The organism is Nocardioides ureilyticus (assembly GCF_051280745.1).
Taxonomy (GTDB): Bacteria; Actinomycetota; Actinomycetes; order Propionibacteriales; family Nocardioidaceae; genus Nocardioides.
On the sequence record NZ_JBNCOG010000008.1, the window covers coordinates 94,804 to 112,497 of the forward strand.

General features: G+C 73.7%; 16 protein-coding genes. 13 read left to right on the top strand and 3 right to left on the bottom strand.

The features are described 5' to 3' along the window. Positions 1-18 precede the first annotated feature (18 nt). The 4 genes from ACSMHG_RS06550 to nhaA are packed head-to-tail and all read left to right on the top strand — an operon-like array spanning position 19 to position 5,469. Positions 19-1,089 carry an AMP-binding protein gene (locus ACSMHG_RS06550; RefSeq protein ID WP_435742897.1) on the top strand — a complete coding sequence of 357 codons (1,071 nt, stop codon included), beginning with the start codon at positions 19-21 and terminating at the stop codon, positions 1,087-1,089. Then, positions 1,086-2,045: an o-succinylbenzoate synthase gene (locus ACSMHG_RS06555; protein WP_435742899.1), complete on the top strand. Its 960-nt coding sequence runs from the start codon at positions 1,086-1,088 to the stop codon at positions 2,043-2,045. The genes ACSMHG_RS06550 and ACSMHG_RS06555 overlap by 4 nt, the downstream gene beginning before the upstream one ends. After that, the gene (menD, locus tag ACSMHG_RS06560) at positions 2,042-3,616 is read left to right on the top strand and encodes a 2-succinyl-5-enolpyruvyl-6-hydroxy-3-cyclohexene-1-carboxylic-acid synthase (protein ID WP_435742901.1); all 1,575 of its coding nucleotides are present in this window, start codon (positions 2,042-2,044) and stop codon (positions 3,614-3,616) included. Before ACSMHG_RS06555 ends, menD begins: the two co-directional genes overlap by 4 nt. After that, the gene (gene nhaA, locus ACSMHG_RS06565; protein ID WP_435742903.1) at positions 3,613-5,469 is read left to right on the top strand and encodes a Na+/H+ antiporter NhaA; all 1,857 of its coding nucleotides are present in this window, start codon (positions 3,613-3,615) and stop codon (positions 5,467-5,469) included. Before menD ends, nhaA begins: the two co-directional genes overlap by 4 nt. Here nhaA and ACSMHG_RS06570 read toward each other — a convergent pair. Beyond that, positions 5,453-6,658: a cytochrome P450 gene (locus ACSMHG_RS06570; protein WP_435742905.1), complete on the bottom strand. Its 1,206-nt coding sequence runs from the start codon at positions 6,656-6,658 to the stop codon at positions 5,453-5,455. The two genes, nhaA and ACSMHG_RS06570, sit on opposite strands and share 17 nt — an antisense overlap. Then, positions 6,655-7,131 carry a GNAT family N-acetyltransferase gene (locus tag ACSMHG_RS06575; protein ID WP_435742907.1) on the bottom strand — a complete coding sequence of 159 codons (477 nt, stop codon included), beginning with the start codon at positions 7,129-7,131 and terminating at the stop codon, positions 6,655-6,657. The genes ACSMHG_RS06570 and ACSMHG_RS06575 overlap by 4 nt, the downstream gene beginning before the upstream one ends. 66 nt (positions 7,132-7,197) lie before the next feature. Here ACSMHG_RS06575 and ACSMHG_RS06580 point away from each other — a divergent pair, with 66 nt between their 5' ends. Continuing rightward, entirely contained in the window at positions 7,198-7,839 is a 642-nt protein-coding gene (locus tag ACSMHG_RS06580) for an MBL fold metallo-hydrolase (protein WP_435742909.1), read from the top strand. 24 nt (positions 7,840-7,863) lie between these two features. Here the strand turns inward: ACSMHG_RS06580 and ACSMHG_RS06585 are convergent, their stop codons facing one another. Beyond that, complete coding sequence (locus ACSMHG_RS06585; protein WP_435742911.1) at positions 7,864-9,159, bottom strand: isochorismate synthase; 1,296 nt, start codon at positions 9,157-9,159, stop codon at positions 7,864-7,866. A gap of 56 nt (positions 9,160-9,215) precedes the next feature. Between ACSMHG_RS06585 and ACSMHG_RS06590 the strand changes: the two genes are divergently transcribed. The 8 genes from ACSMHG_RS06590 (at position 9,216) to ACSMHG_RS06625 (ending at position 17,688) form a co-directional block, all read left to right on the top strand. Further along, entirely contained in the window at positions 9,216-9,905 is a 690-nt protein-coding gene (locus ACSMHG_RS06590) for a demethylmenaquinone methyltransferase (RefSeq protein ID WP_435742913.1), read from the top strand. Between the two features lie 215 nt (positions 9,906-10,120). Next, positions 10,121-10,480, top strand: coding sequence for an NADH-quinone oxidoreductase subunit A (locus ACSMHG_RS06595; RefSeq protein WP_435742915.1), 360 nt, complete (start codon positions 10,121-10,123; stop codon positions 10,478-10,480). Positions 10,481-10,496: 16 nt separating this feature from the next. Next, positions 10,497-11,051: a NuoB/complex I 20 kDa subunit family protein gene (locus tag ACSMHG_RS06600; protein WP_435742917.1), complete on the top strand. Its 555-nt coding sequence runs from the start codon at positions 10,497-10,499 to the stop codon at positions 11,049-11,051. Further along, positions 11,048-11,797, top strand: coding sequence for an NADH-quinone oxidoreductase subunit C (locus tag ACSMHG_RS06605; RefSeq protein WP_435742919.1), 750 nt, complete (start codon positions 11,048-11,050; stop codon positions 11,795-11,797). The genes ACSMHG_RS06600 and ACSMHG_RS06605 overlap by 4 nt, the downstream gene beginning before the upstream one ends. Further along, complete coding sequence (locus ACSMHG_RS06610) at positions 11,797-13,143, top strand: NADH-quinone oxidoreductase subunit D (protein WP_435742921.1); 1,347 nt, start codon at positions 11,797-11,799, stop codon at positions 13,141-13,143. The genes ACSMHG_RS06605 and ACSMHG_RS06610 overlap by 1 nt, the downstream gene beginning before the upstream one ends. After that, on the top strand, positions 13,140-13,949 hold the full coding sequence (nuoE, locus tag ACSMHG_RS06615; protein ID WP_435742923.1) for an NADH-quinone oxidoreductase subunit NuoE: 810 nt from the start codon (positions 13,140-13,142) through the stop codon (positions 13,947-13,949). Before ACSMHG_RS06610 ends, nuoE begins: the two co-directional genes overlap by 4 nt. Next, on the top strand, positions 13,946-15,262 hold the full coding sequence (gene nuoF, locus ACSMHG_RS06620; RefSeq protein WP_435742925.1) for an NADH-quinone oxidoreductase subunit NuoF: 1,317 nt from the start codon (positions 13,946-13,948) through the stop codon (positions 15,260-15,262). Before nuoE ends, nuoF begins: the two co-directional genes overlap by 4 nt. Next, on the top strand, positions 15,259-17,688 hold the full coding sequence (locus ACSMHG_RS06625) for an NADH-quinone oxidoreductase subunit G (protein WP_435742927.1): 2,430 nt from the start codon (positions 15,259-15,261) through the stop codon (positions 17,686-17,688). The genes nuoF and ACSMHG_RS06625 overlap by 4 nt, the downstream gene beginning before the upstream one ends. Positions 17,689-17,694: the final 6 nt, after the last annotated feature.

Below are 17,694 nucleotides of genomic sequence, written 5' to 3' on the forward strand. Positions count from 1 at the left end.
ACGGGCTAGCGTTCCTCCGTGGACACCGTGCACACCGTGGGCGCCGGGGCGTCGAGCACCTGCACGTCGGTGCAGCAGTGGCTCGCGGCCGCCGACGAGCCCGCGCCGTGGGTCGTGGAGACCTCCGGGTCGACCGGCCGGCCCAAGCGCGTGGTGCTGCCGCGCCGGGCGGTCCTGGCCTCGGTCGAGGTCAGCGCCCGGCGGCTGGGAGCGTCGGGGCAGTGGCTGCTGGCCCTGCCGGCGGCCTACGTGGCGGGGCTGCAGGTCCTCGCCCGGTCGCTCGTCGCCGGCCACCGCCCGGTCCTGGTCGAGGAGCACGAGTCGTTCGCCGCGGCCGCGGCGGCGATGACGGCCGAGCACCGGTTCACCTCCCTCGTCCCGACCCAGCTGCGGCGGATGCTGGACGACCCGGCCGCGGTCGAGGCCCTCGCGGGCTTCCACACCGTGCTGCTCGGCGGCGGCCCGGTCGACCCCGCGCTGCGCGACCGCGCGTCGGCGGCGGGGGTCCACGTCGTCGCGACGTACGGCGCGGCCGAGACCGCCGGCGGCTGCGTGTACGACGGGGTGCCGCTGGACGGGGTCGGTCTCGCGCTGGACCGCGACGGCCGCATCCGGCTGGCCGGCCCCACCCTCTTCGCCGGGTACGACGGCGACCCGGCGCTCACCGCCGAGGTGCTCGTCGACGGGTGGTTCCTCACCTCCGACGCCGGCCGCCTCGACGAGGACGGCCGGCTGCAGGTCCTCGGCCGGCTCGACGACGTCGTGGTGACCGGCGGGGTCAACGTCCCCGCGCCGGCGGTCGCGGCCCGGCTCCGGGAGCACCCCGCCGTCCGCGAGGCGGAGGTCCTCGGCGTGCCCGACGAGGAGTGGGGCAACCGGTTGGTGGGGTTCGTGGCCTCGACCGGCTCGACAGGCTTGACCGGCTCGACCGGCGAGCTCTCGCTCGACGAGCTACGCGACTGGGTCGCGCAGGCGCACCCGCGGGCGTGGGCGCCGCGCCAGCTGGTGGCGCTCGAGGAGCTGCCGCTCCTGGCCAACGGCAAGCCCGACCGGGTCGCGCTGCGTGCGATGGTGGAGGACCGGCCGTGAGGGTCTTCAGCCTGCCGATGCGCACCCGGTTCCGCGGGATCACCGTCCGCGAGGGCGTCCTGCTCCCGGGTGAGGCCGGCTGGGGGGAGTGGTCGCCGTTCCTGGAGTACGACCCGGTCGTGGCGGAGCCGTGGCTGCGCTGCGCGGAGGAGGCGGCCGCGGGGGACTGGCCGGCGCCGGTGCGCACCAGCGTCCCGGTCAACGTCACCGTCCCGGCCGTCGACGCCGCGCGGGCGCACGCGATCGTCGTCGCCGGCGGCTGCACCACGGCGAAGGTGAAGGTGGCCGAGCCGGGGCAGGCCCCGGGGGAGGACGAGGCACGGCTGGAGGCGGTGCGCGACGCGCTCGGGCCGGCCGGCAAGGTGCGGATCGACGTCAACGGCGGCTGGAGCGTCGAGGAGGCGCTGGCGCGGCTCCCGGTGCTCGACCGGGCGGCCGGGGGCCTGGAGTACGTCGAGCAGCCGTGCGCGGACGTCGAGGAGCTGGCGGCGGTCCGCCGGGCGGTCGACGTACCCGTCGCCGCGGACGAGTCGATCCGCCGGGCCGCCGACCCGTACCGGGTCCGCGACCTCGAGGCCGCCGACGTCGCGGTGCTCAAGGTCCAGCCGCTCGGCGGCGTCCGGGCCTGCCTGCGGATCGCCGACGACATCGGCCTGCCGGTGGTGGTCTCCTCGGCCTTGGAGAGCTCCGTGGGCCTCGCCGCGGGCGTGGCACTCGCGGCGGCGTTGCCGGACCTGCCGTACGCCTGCGGGCTGGCCACCGCCCAGCTGCTGGCGGCCGACACCGTCCGCGACCCCCTGCTGCCGGTCGGCGGCGCGCTGCCCGTGCGGCTGCCGACCGCGGCCGTGGACCCAGCGGACTTCCCGAGCGCGGCGCCGGATCGGGTGGCGCACTGGCAGGCACGGCTGGCCGAGGTCCGGGCGCTGCGGGGCCTCGGGCAGGATCACCGCTCGTGAGCCCCTCCACCGCGCTGGCCCGCTCGGTGCTGACGGCGCTCGTCGAGGCGGGCGTCACCGAGCTCGTCGTCTCGCCGGGCTCGCGCAACGCCCCCCTCTCCTTCGCCGCGCACGACGCCGCGGCGGCCGGGCTGCTCCGGCTGCACACTCGGGTGGACGAGCGGACCGCGGGCTTCCTGGCCCTCGGGCTGACCAAGGTCGGCGCCCGGGCGGCGGTGCTCTGCACGTCCGGCACCGCGGTGGCCAACCTGCACCCGGCGGTGCTCGAGGCGGCCCACACGGGGCTCCCGCTCGTCGTGCTGACCGCGGACCGGCCCGCCCGCCTGCGGGGGACCGGGGCCAACCAGACGACCGACCAGGTGGGGATCTTCGGCCGGCTGGTGACCACCCGGGACCTCCCCGACGACGCCCTCGTCCTGGAGGCCGACGGGCCCACGCACCTCAACGTCCAGCTCGACGAGCCGCTGGTGCCCGAGGACCGCTGGCAGCCGGAGCCCCCGCTGGTCGAGGAGGTCGCGCAGCGACCGTCTCGAGAGCTTCGCGCGGAGCGGCTCGTGATCGGGCCGCGCACCGTCGTGGTGGCCGGCGACGACGCGGGCCCCCCGGCGCGGGTGCTGGCCGAGCGGGCCGGGTGGCCGCTGCTGGCCGAGCCGACGTCCGGCTCGCGCACCGGCGACCACGCGCTGCGCTGCTACCGCCTGCTCCTCGACACCGACCTCGGCCGCAGCGTCGAGCGGGTCGTCGTCGCGGGCCACCCCACGCTCTCGCGGCCGGTGACCAGGCTGCTCTCCCGTGAGGGCGTCGAGGTGGTCTCGTTGCCGACCAGGGGAGCCTGGCCGGAGCGCCCCTTCCCGGTCGACCGCCACGTGGCCGCGGTCGAGGCGGACGGGACGGACGACCCGGCCTGGCTGGCGGCGTGGCTGGAGGCGGACCGGTCGGTGGCCCGGCAGCTCGACCGGCTGCTGGCCGCGGAGCCCGCGCTCACGCCGCACGAGGTCGCCGCGGCGGTGAGCCGCGCTGTGCCACCCGGTGGGCTGCTGTACGTCGGCGCGTCCAGCCCGGTCCGGGACCTCGACCTGGTCGTGGCCCGCTACGAGGTCGGGGACCGGCGCAAGGTCGTCGCCAACCGCGGCCTCGCCGGGATCGACGGCACCGTCTCCTCCGCCGTCGGTGCCGCCCTCGGGCGCTCGCACGGCAGCCGGAACCTCGCCCTCATGGGGGACGTCACGTTCCTCCACGACTCCGGCGGCCTGGTGCTCGGCCCGCACGAGGAGCGGCCCGACCTCACCATCGTGGTCGCCAACGACGACGGCGGCGCGATCTTCTCGATGCTGGAGCAGGGGGCGCCCGAGCACGCCGGACCGTTCGAGGCGCTCTTCGGCACCCCGCACGGCGTCGACCTGGCCAGCCTCTGCGCCGCCACCCGGACCCCGCACTGGCGCGTGGACACCGTCGCCGAGCTCGAGCACGCCCTGGCCAGCCCGAACGGAGGCATCGAGGTGGTCGAGGCGGTGGTCGAGCGGCGTACCCGCCGGGACCTCGACGAGCGGATCCGGGCGCTGCGGCCGTGAGCGAGCAGGTGGTGGTGCGCGAGCGCCAGGAACGCGCCGCGGCGCGGCTCCGCGACTTCATCCGGACCGAGTCCGCCAGCGCGGCCCTGCTCGTCGCCTCGGCGCTGCTGGCCCTGCTCTGGGCCAACTCGCCCTGGTCGGGCGCCTACGAGGCGCTGTGGCACACCACGGTCGAGGTGGCCGTCGGGGCCGACGGCATCGCGATGGACCTCCACCACTGGATCAACGACGGCCTGATGGTGGTCTTCTTCTTCGTCATCGGCCTCGAGGTGCGCCGGGAGCTGGCCGTCGGGGAGCTGACCGAGCGGCGCCGGGTCGTGGTGCCGCTCGTCGCGGGCGTCGGCGGCATGCTGGTCCCCGCCGCGGTCTACCTGGCGATCAACCCCTCGGGGGAGGCGGCGGCCGGCTGGGGCGCGGTCATCGGCACCGACACGGCGTTCCTCCTGGGTGTGCTGGCGCTGGTGGGGCCGGCGGTCTCCACGCAGCTGCGGATCTTCCTGCTGACCCTGACCGTCATCGACGACGTGGTGGCCGTGAGCGTCATCGGGCTCGCCTACACCGACGAGGTGGCGCTCGGCCCGCTGGCGGTCGCCGCGGCCGCCCTCGCCGGGCTGGTGGTGCTCTCCCGCGCGGGGCAGTGGCGGGCCTCGCCGTACGTCGCGCTCGTCGTGCTGGCCTGGCTGGCGACCCTCGAGTCAGGTCTGCACGCGTCGATCGCCGGCATGCTGGCGGGCCTGCTGGTGCCGGCCGCCGAGCCGGACCGGGCGCAGGTGGAGGCCGCGGCGCTGCGGTTCCGCGCCTTCCGGCAGTCACCGATGCCGGCCGTCCAGCGCTCGGCGCGCCAGGAGCTGACCCGGTCGATCTCGGTCAACGAGCGGCTGCAGGAGGCCCTGCACGGCTGGGCCGGGTACGTCGTGGTGCCGCTCTTCGCGCTGGCCAACGCCGGCGTCGACCTCCGCGACGGGGTGCTGGGCGACGCGCTCACCTCGCCGGTCACGTGGGGCGTGGTGGCCGGTCTGGTCGGCGGCAAGCTGCTCGGCATCGGCCTGGGCTCGGTGCTCGCGGTGCGGGCCGGGTGGGGCCGGCTGCCGCAGGGCGTGGGCATGGGGCACGTCTTCGCGGGCGGGGCCCTGTCGGGCATCGGCTTCACGGTCTCGCTGCTCATCGTGGGGCTCGCCTTCGACGACGGGCCGGTGCGCGACCAGGCCACCGTCGGCGTCCTGCTGTCGGTGGTCGTGGCGAGCGCCGTGGGATGGGCGGTCTTCCGCTTCGCGGCCCGGCGCCTGGGCCAGGGCGACGCCGCCCTCCCGCGGTACCTCAGCGACCCCGTCGACCCGGAGCGCGACCACGTCCGCGGCCCGGCGGATGCCCCGCTGACGCTGGTGGAGTACCTCGACTACGAGTGCCCCTTCTGCGCCCGCGCGACCGGGTCGGCGCGCGAGGTGCGCGAGCACTTCGGCGACCGGCTGCGCTACGTCACCCGGCACCTGCCCATGGACGTGCACCCCCACGCGCCGCTGGCGGCGCTGGCGGCCGAGGCCGCGGCCCGGCAGGGGCGGTACTGGGACATGCACGACCGGCTCTTCGCCCACCAGGACCAGCTGGCCTACGAGGACCTCGTCGGCCACGCCGACGTGCTCGGGCTCGACGTCGAGCGGTTCGTGCGCGACCTGCAGGACGAGGAGACCGGTGCACAGGTGCGGCGCGACCTGGAGAGCGCCGCTGCGAGCGGTGCCCGGGGGACGCCGACGTTCTTCGTCGGGGACCGCCGCCACGAGGGCCCCTGGGACGCCCGGACCCTCATCGCGGCCCTCGAGGCGCTGCAGGACCCGGCGGTCACCGACCGGGCGTGAACCGGACCGGGAACCGCAACGCGCCGGTGTTGCCGGAGACCGGCAGCCACTCGCCCGGCCCGTCGGGCCGCGCGTCCGGCATCCGGCGGGCGAGGAGGGGCAGGGCCACGGCCATGTCGGTGCGGGCCACGAAGTGACCGAGGCAGTGGTGCACACCCGCGCCGAAGCCGTGGTGCGGCGGCCGCTGCTGGGTGATGTCGAACGACGGGTCGGGGACGGCGCGGGGGTCGGTGCCGGCGCTGTGGGAGAGCATCTGCACGATCCCTCCGCGGGGGATGTGCAGGCCCTGGAACTCGACGTCCTCGACCGCCTCGCGGGTCACCCAGGTGACGGTCGGGTTGACCCGCATCACCTCCTCGACGGCGTTGGCGCCGAGCTCCGGCCGCTCGCCGAGCAGCCGCCACTGGTCGGGGTGGCGCAGCAGGGTCTGGACCGCCAGGCCGATCTGGTTCCGGGTGGTCTCCATCCCGGCGAAGGCGAGGAAGACCAGCGCGACGCCCAGCTCGTGGCGGCTCAGCCGCTGCTCCGCGCCGCCGGGGCCCTCCTCGCTGGCCTGGACGAGGGTCGTCACGAGGTCGTCACGCGGGTGCGCCCGCCGGTCGTCGACGACCTGCTCGAGATACCCGTGGAGGCCCTCCAGGGCCGCCTCGATGCGCGGCACCTGGTTGCCGACGTCGATGGAGAACGACGCGCCGAGGTCGTCGGCCCAGTGCGCCACCTGCTCCCAGTGGTCCTCGTCCAGGCCGAGCAGCTGGCAGATGATCCGCGCGGCGTACGGCTCCGCGAACTCCGAGATCAGCTCGACGCTGCCGCGGGGTGCGAACCCGTCGACGAGCTCGTCGGCGAGCGCCTGGAACTGCGGGCGCATCGCCTCGATCGCCTTCTTCCGGAACGCCGGGACCATGAGCCGGCGGATGCGGGCGTGGTCCTCGCCCTCGAGGCTGAGCAGGGTCTCCTTCCACCAGTCGCTGAAGAGCCCGGAGTGGATGCCGTTCTGCTCGGGCCAGCGGGCGTTGCCCTGGCGGAAGCGGCGGTCGCGCAGCAGCGCCGACACCTCGTCGTACCGCAGGACCGCCCAGCCCCAGTTGGTCTCGACGTACCAGTCCTCGTCCCGCGCCCGGTGGACCGTCGCCGACGTGACGTCGAAGGAGGGGTCGGACAGGTCGAAGCGCCGAGCAGCCGGGGTCATGGCCGGACCATCCGGATGTGCAGGCCCTCCTCGGCGTCCTCGGCGGCGCCGTCGGGGTGGAAGCCGTGGTGCTCGTAGAAGCGGATCGCCCGCTTGTTGGCCTCCAGGACCCACAGGTAGGACGGCGCCTCGTCGATGGTGGCCTGGAGCAGCAGGTGGCCGAGCCCGGTGCCCCACCAGTGGGCGCGGACGTAGAGCGCGAGCAGCGGCAGCCCCAGCTCGTCGGGCTCCCCGGCGCCGGCGAAGCCGACCAACCCCTCGGGGGCCTCGACGACCAGCGTGCGGTCGTGGAGGGCGACCATCTCGCGCCACACCTCGATCCGCTCGGCGAGGTGCTCCTCCCGCTCGGCGCGGACCTTCTCCGGGACCAGGTGGGCGTAGGACTCGTCCCACGAGTCCACGTGCAGCCGGGCGAGGGCGTCGCCGTCGTCGAGGACCGCGGGCCGGATGGTCACGCCGTCGAAGGAGCTCATCGGGTCATCGTAGGGAGGGCGGTCCTCGCACCCCGACCACGCCTGCCGGTGGCTACGGTGGCCGGCATGCGGATCACCAAGTTCGGCCACGCCTGCGTCCGGATCGAGCACGAGGGGACCACCGTGGTCATCGACCCCGGCGCCTTCACCGAGGCGGAGGCGGTCGACGGCGCCGACGCCGTGCTGGTCACCCACGAGCACGCCGACCACTACCTGCCCGACCACCTGCTCCGCGCGGACGCCCCGGTCCACACCATCGAGGGGGTGGCGGCCCACGTGCGCGCCGACGCGCCCGCGCTGGCGGAGCGGCTGAGCGTCGTCGAGCCCGGTGCGTCGTTCCTGGTCGGGTCCATCCCCGTGCGCGCGGTCGGCGAGCTGCACGCGGTGATCCACCCCGAGCTGCCCCGCATCACGAACTCGGGCTACGTCCTCGACCTGGGCGGCACCTCCGTCTACCACCCCGGCGACGCCCTCACCGGGGCGGAGCAGGACGTCGACCTGCTGCTCCTCCCGGTCTCCGCGCCGTGGATGCGAGCCAGCGAGGCGATCGACTTCGCCCGCTCCGTCGGTGCCCGGCGGAACCTGGCCATCCACGACAAGATCTACTCCGACACCGGCCTGGCCGTCGTCGACGGCCACCTGCGGCGGTTCCTCGAGCCGGCCGGCCAGGAGTACCTCCGCCTCGCCGACGGCGACGACCTGGACTGACCCCGCGGGGAACGGCAGCGCGCCTCAGCCGGCGAGGGAGTCCCGGACGGGGACGAACTTCGCCTGCGACTCGGCGAGCTCGGACTCCGGGTCGGACTCGGCCACGACGCCGCAGCCGGCGAAGAGCCGGACCGTCGCGCCGTCGAGGGAGGCCGAGCGCAGGGCGATGCCCCACTCGCCGTCGCCGGAGGCGTCCATCCATCCCACCGGCCCGGCGTACCGCCCGCGGTCCATCCCCTCGATCTCGCCGATCAGCTCGATGGCGGCGGGTGTGGGGGTGCCGCCGACCGCCGCGGAGGGGTGCAGCGCCTCGGCGAGCTGGAGCGAGGAGACGGTGGCGGCGTCGTGGACCACGCCGTTCACGTCGGTGGCCAGGTGCATGACGTTGGGCAGGTGGAGGACGAACGGCGCCTCGGGCACGTTCATCGACGAGCAGTGCGGCTCGAGCGCGTCGGCGACCGAGCGCACGGCGTACTCGTGCTCCTCGAGGTCCTTGGAGGAGCGGGCCAGCGTGGCGGCCAGGGCCAGGTCCCGCTCGTCGTCGCCGGTACGCCGGATCGTCCCGGCGAGCACCCGGGACGTGACCAGGCCGCGCTCGCGGCGCACCAGCATCTCCGGGGTCGCCCCGAAGAGCCCGTCGACGTGGAAGGTCCAGCACATCGGGTAGCCGGCCGCGAGCCGTCGCAGCGGCCACCGGACGTCGATGGCGGAAGCGGCCGTGGCGAAGAGGTCGCGCGCCAGCACCACCTTCTCGAGGTCCCCGGCGCCGATCCGCGCCACCGCGTCGGCGACGACGCTCATCCACCGCTCCCCGTCGAGCGCGCCGTCCCCGAAGCTGACCCCCACGGGCGCCTCGGGGAGGTCGGTCGCCGCCAGGCTGGCCGCGGGGGAGGGCGCGCCCGCCGGTGACACCGTGGTGACCCAGGCCCGGTCCCCCCGGCGACCGACCACGACGGCCGGGACGGCGAGCACGGAGTCCCCGGGCTCGTCGGCGAACGCGAAGGACCCGAAGGAGACCAGCCCGGTCCCCGGCTCGACGACCTCGTCGTCGACGCGCGCCCGGGCAGTCGTCTCGCTCCACCACTTGGCGGCGTCGGCGAACCGCGTCGGCCCCGAGGTCCGGACCTCCGCGGCGACGCCCCAGCCGACGAGGCCCTCGCCCCGGCGCAGCCAGGTCACCGGGCGGTCGGTCGGCAGCAGGTCGAGCAGCGCCGAGGCGTCGGCCGGGGGCACGGAGACGGTGTGGACGACGAGTCCGGCCGCTGCCTCGTCGGCAGGGCCACCAGCGGACCCGGTGGCGGGGTCGACGGAGCTCGTCACGGCGGCGAGCCTACGCCCGCTCCGGTCGCCGCCCGGCCCCGCCGTAGGGTTCGGCCGTGGCCCGTGCAGAGCTCGACAAGCAGCCGACCGACGTCCGCCGGATGTTCGACACGGTCGCCCGTCGCTACGACCTGACCAACGACGTCCTGTCCCTCGGCCAGGACCGGCGCTGGCGCCGCGACGTGATCGAGGCCGTCGACGCGGGGTGGGGCGACCTCGTCCTGGACCTCGCGGCCGGCACCGGCACGTCGAGCCAGCCGTTCGCCGACCGCGGAGCGTCGGTGGTGCCGTGCGACTTCTCCCTGGGCATGCTCCGGGTGGGGAAGCAGGCGCGGCCGCACCTGCCGTTCACGGCCGGCGACGGCACCCGCCTGCCCTTCGCCGACGACACGTTCGACGCGGTGACGATCTCCTTCGGCCTGCGCAACATCGTCGATCCGCTGGCCGGGTTGCGAGAGCTGCTCCGGGTGACGAAGCCGGGCGGCCGCCTGGTGGTGTGCGAGTTCAGCCACCCGACGTTCGGACCCTTCCGCACCGTCTACCTCGAGTACCTGATGCGGGCGCTGCCGACGATCGCCCGCGCGGTCTCCTCGGCGCCGGAGGCCTACGTCTACCTCGCGGAGTCGATCCGTGCCTGGCCCGACCAGCGCGGCCTCGCCGACCTCGTGGCCGAGGCCGGCTGGCAGCGTCCCGAGTGGCGTGACCTGTCGGGCGGCATCGTCGCCCTGCACCGCGCCACCGCCTGAGCAGGCCGGTCCCCGCCGTGTTGTCGCAGGTCACACCGGCCGTCGTCCGCTGACGATTTCGACAACATCTCCGTGACGGAAATCTGCAGGTCAGCGCGGGTTTAGGCGGGTTCGAACCCGGGCGTGCGGGGAGTCATCGGGAGTGGCACACTGGGCCCTGCCGCCTCGTGATTTCCTTCACAAGGTCACATTCAGGTCGTCCGCAAGGAGAGTCCGTGGAGCTGTACACGCCGGTCCTGGCCCTCGTCGTGCTGGCCGCCCTCTTCGCGGTCGGCTCGGTCGCGATGAGCTCCGTGGTGGGACCGAAGCGCTACAACCGGGCGCGGCTCGACAGCTACGAGTGCGGCATCGAGCCGACCCCCCAGCCGGTGGGCGGCGGCCGGTTCCCGGTGAAGTACTACACGGTCGCGATGACCTTCATCATCTTCGACGTCGAGATCATGTTCCTGGTGCCGTGGGCGGTCTACTTCGACCAGCTGCACTGGTTCGGCCTGATCGCCGTCGTGATCTTCCTGTTCAACATCACCATCGCCTACGCCTACGAGTGGCGTCGCGGCGGGCTCGACTGGGACTGACCGAGGGACTGAATCCATGGGACTCGAAGAGAAGCTTCCGAGCGGCGTCCTGCTGACGACCGTCGAGGGCGTCGCCGGCTACATGCGCAAGGCGTCGTTCTGGCCGGCCACCTTCGGCCTGGCCTGCTGCGCCATCGAGATGATGACCAGCGGCGGTCCGAAGTACGACCTGGCCCGCTTCGGCATGGAGGTCTTCCGCGCCAGCCCGCGCCAGGCCGACCTGATGATCGTCGCCGGCCGGGTCAGCCAGAAGATGGCGCCGGTGCTGCGCCAGATCTACGACCAGATGCCCGAGCCGAAGTGGGTGCTGGCGATGGGCGTGTGCGCCTCGAGCGGCGGCATGTTCAACAACTACGCGATCGTCCAGGGCGTCGACCACATCGTCCCGGTCGACATCTACCTCCCCGGCTGCCCGCCGCGACCCGAGATGCTGATCGACGCCATCTTGAAGCTGCACGACCAGGTGCAGGACAAGAAGCTCGGGTCGAACCGCGGCCGTGAGATCGAGGAGCGGGAGACCGCCGCCCTCAGCGCGGTCCCGACCTCGGACATGAAGGGTCTGCTGCGGTGACCGACGAGCGCACCGACAAGCCCTCCGACGCGCCGGCTCGCCCCGCGGTCGACGAGTCGCCCGAGAACGCCCCCGCGACGCTCGACCCGGAGGTCCGCGCGGTCGGCGCCCGGCACGGCATGTTCGGCACCAAGGGCTCCGGCGACACCAGCGGGTACGGCGGCCTGGTGCAGCCGATCGTGTACCCCGGCCCGGCACGCCGGCCGTTCGAGGGGTGGCACGAAGAGGTCGCCGCCGCGCTCGACACGGCGCTCGCGCAGGTCGGTGCGGGTGACGCGATCGAGGGCGTGGTGATCCACCGCGGCGAGATCACCTTCCACGTCCGCCGCGACCACCTGCCGGCGGTCGCCCGGGCCTTCCGCGACGACGCCTCCCTGCGGTTCGAGCTGTGCAGCGGGGTCAGCGGCGTGCACTACCCCGACGACACGGGGCGTGAGCTGCACGTCGTCTACCACCTGCTGTCGATGACCTGGAACCGCCGGGTCCGCATCGAGGTCAGCGTGCCCGACGCCGACCCCCACCTGCCGTCGGTCGTCTCGACGTACCCCACGGCCGACTGGCACGAGCGGGAGACCTACGACATGTTCGGGGTCATCTTCGACGGGCACTCCGCCCTCACCCGCATCCTCATGCCCGACGACTGGCCGGGCCACCCCCAGCGCAAGGACTACCCGCTCGGCGGCATCCCGGTCGAGTACAAGGGCGGCAGCATCCCGCCGCCCGACCAGCGGAGGAGCTACAGCTGATGGCCACCACGGACACCCACGACGTCTACGCAGGCTCCAGCGAGACCACCGAGGGCCGCGTCTTCACCGTCTCCGGGCAGGACTGGGACCAGATCGCGGAGGGCCTCGCCGAGGACGACGCCGAGCGCGTCGTCGTCAACATGGGCCCGCAGCACCCGTCCACCCACGGCGTGCTCCGGCTGATCCTCGAGCTCGACGGCGAGTCGGTGACCGAGGCCCGCTGCGGCATCGGCTACCTCCACACCGGCATCGAGAAGAACATGGAGTTCCGCTCCTGGGTGCAGGGCGTCACCTACTGCACCCGGATGGACTACCTGTCCAACATGTTCAACGAGGCGACGTACTGCCTCGGCGTGGAGCGGCTCCTCGACATCGAGGACCAGATCCCCGAGAAGGCGACCGTGATGCGGGTGCTCCTCATGGAGCTGCAGCGCATCGGCTCCCACCTGGTCGCGATCGCCACGGGCGGCATGGAGATCGGCGCGCTGACGGTGATGACCGTCGGGTTCCGCGAGCGTGAGCTGGTCCTGGACGTGCTCGAGCTGATCACCGGCCTGCGGATGAACAACGGGTTCATCCGCCCCGGCGGCGTCGCGCAGGACCTCCCGCCCGGGGCGCTGGACGAGATCGGCGCCTTCGTCGCCCTCATGAAGAAGCGGCTCCCCGAGTACGCCGCCCTCTGCAACGCCAACCCGATCTTCAAGGCCCGCCTCGACGGCATCGGCCACCTCGACCTCGAGGGATGCGTGGCGCTGGGGCTCACCGGCCCCGTCCTGCGCAGCACCGGCTACCCCTGGGACCTGCGCAAGACCCAGCCCTACTGCGGCTACGAGACCTACGACTTCGACGTGCAGACGTGGGACACGGCCGACTCCTACGGGCGGTTCCGGATCCGCCTGGCGGAGATGTGGGAGTCCCTGAAGATCATCGAGCAGGCGGCCGAGCGGCTCGCCGGCCTCGAGGGCGAGCCGGTGATGGTGGCCGACAAGAAGATCGCCTGGCCCAGCCAGCTGTCGATCGGCAGCGACGGCATGGGCAACAGCCTCGACCACATCCGCCACATCATGGGGGAGTCGATGGAGGCCCTGATCCATCACTTCAAGCTGGTCACCGAGGGCTTCCGGGTCCCGGCCGGTCAGGCCTACGTCCCCGTCGAGTCGCCGCGTGGCGAGCTCGGGGCGCACCTGGTCTCCGACGGCGGCACCCGTCCCTTCCGGGCGCACTTCCGCGACCCGTCCTTCACCAACCTGCAGGCGACCAGCGTGATGAGCGAGGGCGGCATGGTCTCCGACGTCATCGTCGCGATCGCCTCGATCGACCCCGTGATGGGAGGCGTGGACCGATGACTCGACAGTCCGGGCTCACCGAGGAGAACCACGCCGAGCTGCGCGAGATCGCTGCCCGCTACCCCGAGCCGCGGTCGGGCCTGCTGCCGATGCTGCACCTGGTGCAGTCCGTGGAGGGCCGGATCACCCCGGAGGGCATCGAGGCCTGCGCCGACGTGCTGGGCATCTCCGCGGCGGAGGTGAGCGGCGTGGCGACCTTCTACACGATGTACAAGCGCAAGCCGGTCGGCGACTACCACGTCGGCGTCTGCACCAACACGCTGTGCGCCGTCATGGGCGGGGACGAGATCTTCGACCGCCTCAAGAGCCACCTCGACGTCGGGAACGACGAGACGACCGCCGACGGCAAGGTCACCCTCGAGCACCTCGAGTGCAACGCCGCGTGCGACTACGCGCCGGTGATGATGGTGAACTGGGAGTTCATGGACAACATGACCCCCGAGTCGGCTGTCCAGCTGGTCGACGACCTGCGGGCCGGCCAGGAGGTCCGCTCCACCCGCGGACCTCGCATCTGCACCTGGCGCGAGGCGTCCCGCGTGCTCGCCGGCTTCCCCGACGGCCAGGTCCACGAAGGCCCCGCTGCGGGTCCGGCCTCGCTCGTCGGGCTGGGCATCGCCGAGGAGCGCGGTTGGTCCGCGCCGGCGACGGACCAGGCGCGGTCCGACCAGGCCGACGCCGTGCCGGAGGACCGCTCCGAGGTGGCGCAGGCGACCGCCGACGCCGCCAGCCTGGAGTCCAAGGCCGCGACGGTCGAGAAGCAGAGCCCGACGACCGAGACGGCCGCCGAGAAGGGAGACGCCCGGTGAGCAGCACCCTCACGCCGGTCCTCACCGCCAACTGGGGCGACGAGCGGTCCTGGACGCTGGAGTCCTACGAGCGCCGCGGCGGCTACCGCGCGCTGGACACCGCGTTCGCGACGACCCCCGACGCGATCATCGAGGCGGTCAAGGAGTCCGGCCTCCGCGGCCGCGGAGGCGCCGGGTTCCCGACCGGGATGAAGTGGTCCTTCATCCCGCAGGACAACCCGAAGCCGAAGTACCTCGTCGTCAACGCCGACGAGTCCGAGCCGGGCACGTGCAAGGACATCCCGCTGATGATGGCCAGCCCGCACACGCTGGTCGAGGGCGTCATCCTCAGCTCCTACGCCATCCGCGCGAACAAGGCGTTCATCTACATCCGCGGCGAGGTGCTCCACGTCATCCGGCGGGTGCAGGCCGCGGTCGCCGAGGCGTACGCCGCGGGCCACCTCGGCACGGACATCCACGGCTCGGGCTACGACCTCGACGTCGTCGTCCACGCCGGTGCCGGGGCCTACATCTGCGGCGAGGAGACGGCGCTGCTCGAGGGCCTGGAGGGTCGCCGCGGCCAGCCGCGGCTGCGTCCGCCGTTCCCCGCGGTCGCGGGTCTCTACGCCAGCCCGACGGTCATCAACAACGTCGAGTCGATCGCCTCCGTCCCCAGCATCGTGGCGAACGGCGCCGAGTGGTTCGCCTCCATGGGCACCGAGAAGTCCAAGGGCTTCGGCATCTTCTCCCTCTCCGGCCACGTCCAGCGGCCGGGACAGTACGAGGCGCCGCTCGGCATCACGCTGCGTCAGCTGATCGACCTCGCGGGCGGGATCCGTGAGGGCCACGAGCTGAAGTTCTGGACCCCCGGCGGCTCCAGCACGCCGATCCTGACCACCGAGCACCTCGACGTGCCGCTCGACTTCGAGGGCGTCGGCGCCGCCGGCTCCATGCTCGGCACTCGGGCGCTCCAGGTCTTCGACGACACGGTCTGCGTCGTCCGCGCCGTCCTCCGCTGGACGGAGTTCTACAAGCACGAGTCCTGCGGCAAGTGCACCCCGTGCCGCGAGGGCACGTGGTGGCTGGTGCAGACCCTCGCCCGGCTGGAGAAGGGCCAGGGGACCGAGGAGGACCTCGACCTGCTGCTCGACCAGTGCGACAACATCCTCGGCCGGTCGTTCTGCGCGCTCGGTGACGGCGCGACCAGCCCGATCTCGAGCTCGATCCAGTACTTCCGCGAGGAGTACCTCGCCCACCTCACCCACGGCGGCTGCCCGTTCGACCCGGCCGCCTCGACAGCGTGGTCCGACCGGACCGTGGGAGCAACCGCATGACCACCACCCCCGAACGGACCGACCTCGTCACGCTCACGATCGACGGCGTCCAGGTCAGCGTCCCCAAGGACACCCTGGTGATCCGGGCCGCCGAGCAGGTCGGCGTGCAGATCCCCCGCTTCTGCGACCACCCGCTGCTCGCGCCGGTCGGCGCGTGCCGCCAGTGCCTCGTCGAGGTCCCCGACGCCGGCAACGGCCGGGGCTTCCCGAAGCCGCAGGCCTCGTGCACGCTGCCCGTGGCCGAGGGCATGGTGGTGAGCACCCAGGTGACCAGCCCGGTCGCCGACAAGGCGCAGCAGGGCATCATGGAGTTCCTGCTCATCAACCACCCGCTCGACTGCCCGGTCTGCGACAAGGGCGGCGAGTGCCCGCTGCAGAACCAGGCGATGTCGAACGGCCGCGGCGAGTCCCGGTTCTCCGAGACCGGCGGCATCAAGCGGACGTTCCCCAAGCCGATCAACATCTCCGCGCAGGTCCTGCTGGACCGGGAGCGGTGCGTGCTCTGCGCCCGGTGCACCCGGTTCTCCGAGCAGATCGCCGGCGACCCGTTCATCGCACTCATCGAGCGGGGTGCGCTGCAGCAGGTGGGCATCTACGAGAAGGAGCCCTTCGAGAGCTACTTCTCCGGCAACACCATCCAGATTTGCCCGGTCGGCGCGCTCACCAGTGCCGAGTACCGCTTCCGGTCCCGCCCCTTCGACCTGGTCTCGACCCAGTCCGTCGCCGAGCACGACGCCTGCGGCTCGGCCATCCGCATCGACCACCGTCGCGGCAAGGTCATGCGTCGCCTCTCCGGCAACGACCCCGAGGTCAACGAGGAGTGGATCACCGACAAGGACCGCTTCGCGTACAACTACGCCCGGCAGCCCGACCGGCTGACCTACCCGCAGGTCCGCGACACCGACGGCTCGCTGCGCCCCGCGTCCTGGCCGGAGGCCTTCGCCGTCGCCGCCCGCGGGCTGCGCGAGGCCGGCGCGGTCGGGGTGCTCCCCGGTGGCCGCCTGACCGCCGAGGACGCCTACGCGTACGCCGCCTTCGCCCGGGTGGCGCTCGGCACCAACGACGTCGACTTCCGCGCCCGGCCGCTGTCGAAGGAGGAGGAGGCGTTCCTCGCCAGCGAGGTCGCGCTCACCATGCCCGGCCAGGGGGGAGTCACCTACGCCGACCTCGAGGCGGCGACCACGGTCGTCCTCGCCGGGCTCGAGCCCGAGGACGAGGCCGGCACGATCTTCCTGCGGCTGCGCAAGGCCTCGCGCCAGGGCACGCGTGTGCTCTCGGTCGCCCCGTTCACCAGCCGCGGCCTGCGCAAGATGGACGGCACGCTGCTCCCGGCGGCACCGGGCGAGGAGGCTGCGGTCCTCGAGTCGCTGGCCGAGCACGCCGAGCACACCATCGACGCCGGCACGGTGATCCTGGCGGGCGAGCGGCTGGCCACCTCGCCGGGCGCCCTCACCGCCGCGGCGGACCTGGCGCGGCGTACCGGCGCGAAGCTGGCGTGGGTGCCGCGCCGTGCCGGCGACCGGGGCGCGGTGGAGGTCGGCTGCCTGCCGACCCTGCTGCCCGGGGGCCGCCCGGTCTCGGACGCCTCGGCCCGCGTCGACGTGGCCACCGCCTGGGGCGTGGGCTCGCTGCCGGAGACCCCGGGCCGCGACGCCGACGAGATCGTCGCCGCCCTCCTCTCCGGAGACCTCGGCGGCCTGGTCGTCGGCGGCGTCGACCCCGACGACACGGCTGACCCGACCGCGATGCGCGCCGCGCTGCAGGCGGCGCGGTTCGTGGTGGCGCTGGAGATCCGCGAGACCGACGTGACCCGCGTCGCCGACGTCGTCTTCCCGGTCGCGCCGGCCAGCGACAAGGCCGGCACCTTCGTCACCTGGGAGGGCCGTCCGCGCCCCTTCCAGGCGGTCTTCACCCATCCCGGCTCGCTGCCCGACCTCCGCGTCCTCGCGGGCATCGCCGAGGAGCTCGCGGCGCTCGGCCAGGGGAGCCCGCTCGGCTTCCGCACCGTCACCGACGTGCAGGCCCGGCTCGCCGAGCTCGGCGGCTGGGACGGCGCCCGGCCCACGCTCCCCGACACGAGCGCCCGGCCCGGCGTCCCGGCGGAATCCGGGTCGGGGGGCTCGGGTGACATGGTCCTCGCCACCTGGAAGCAGATGATCGACCTCGGCTCGATGCAGGACGGGGACGCCGCTCTGCGGGCCACCGCGCGGATGCCGGTGGCACGGGTCAGCGCCGAGGTCTACGACGCGCACGGCCCGACCGTGACCGTCACCGGTGACCGGGGGTCGGTCACCCTGCCGGCCGAGATCACGCCCGACCTGGTCGACGGCGTGGTCTGGCTCCCGGCGAACTCCTTCGGCAACGGGGTGCTGGCCGACGTGGCCTCGCCCGGCTCGCGCGTGACCGTGAAGGGAGCGGGTCAGTGAGCGGAC

Coding starts and splice junctions, on each gene's coding strand:
- ACSMHG_RS06570 (WP_435742905.1), bottom strand. CDS start 6,658: ATGACCCCGGCTGCTCGGCGCTTCGACCTGTCCGACCCCTCCTTCGAC.
- ACSMHG_RS06575 (WP_435742907.1), bottom strand. CDS start 7,131: ATGAGCTCCTTCGACGGCGTGACCATCCGGCCCGCGGTCCTCGACGAC.
- ACSMHG_RS06580 (WP_435742909.1), top strand. CDS start 7,198: ATGCGGATCACCAAGTTCGGCCACGCCTGCGTCCGGATCGAGCACGAG.
- ACSMHG_RS06600 (WP_435742917.1), top strand. CDS start 10,497: ATGGGACTCGAAGAGAAGCTTCCGAGCGGCGTCCTGCTGACGACCGTC.
- ACSMHG_RS06610 (WP_435742921.1), top strand. CDS start 11,797: ATGGCCACCACGGACACCCACGACGTCTACGCAGGCTCCAGCGAGACC.
- nuoE (WP_435742923.1), top strand. CDS start 13,140: ATGACTCGACAGTCCGGGCTCACCGAGGAGAACCACGCCGAGCTGCGC.
- ACSMHG_RS06625 (WP_435742927.1), top strand. CDS start 15,259: ATGACCACCACCCCCGAACGGACCGACCTCGTCACGCTCACGATCGAC.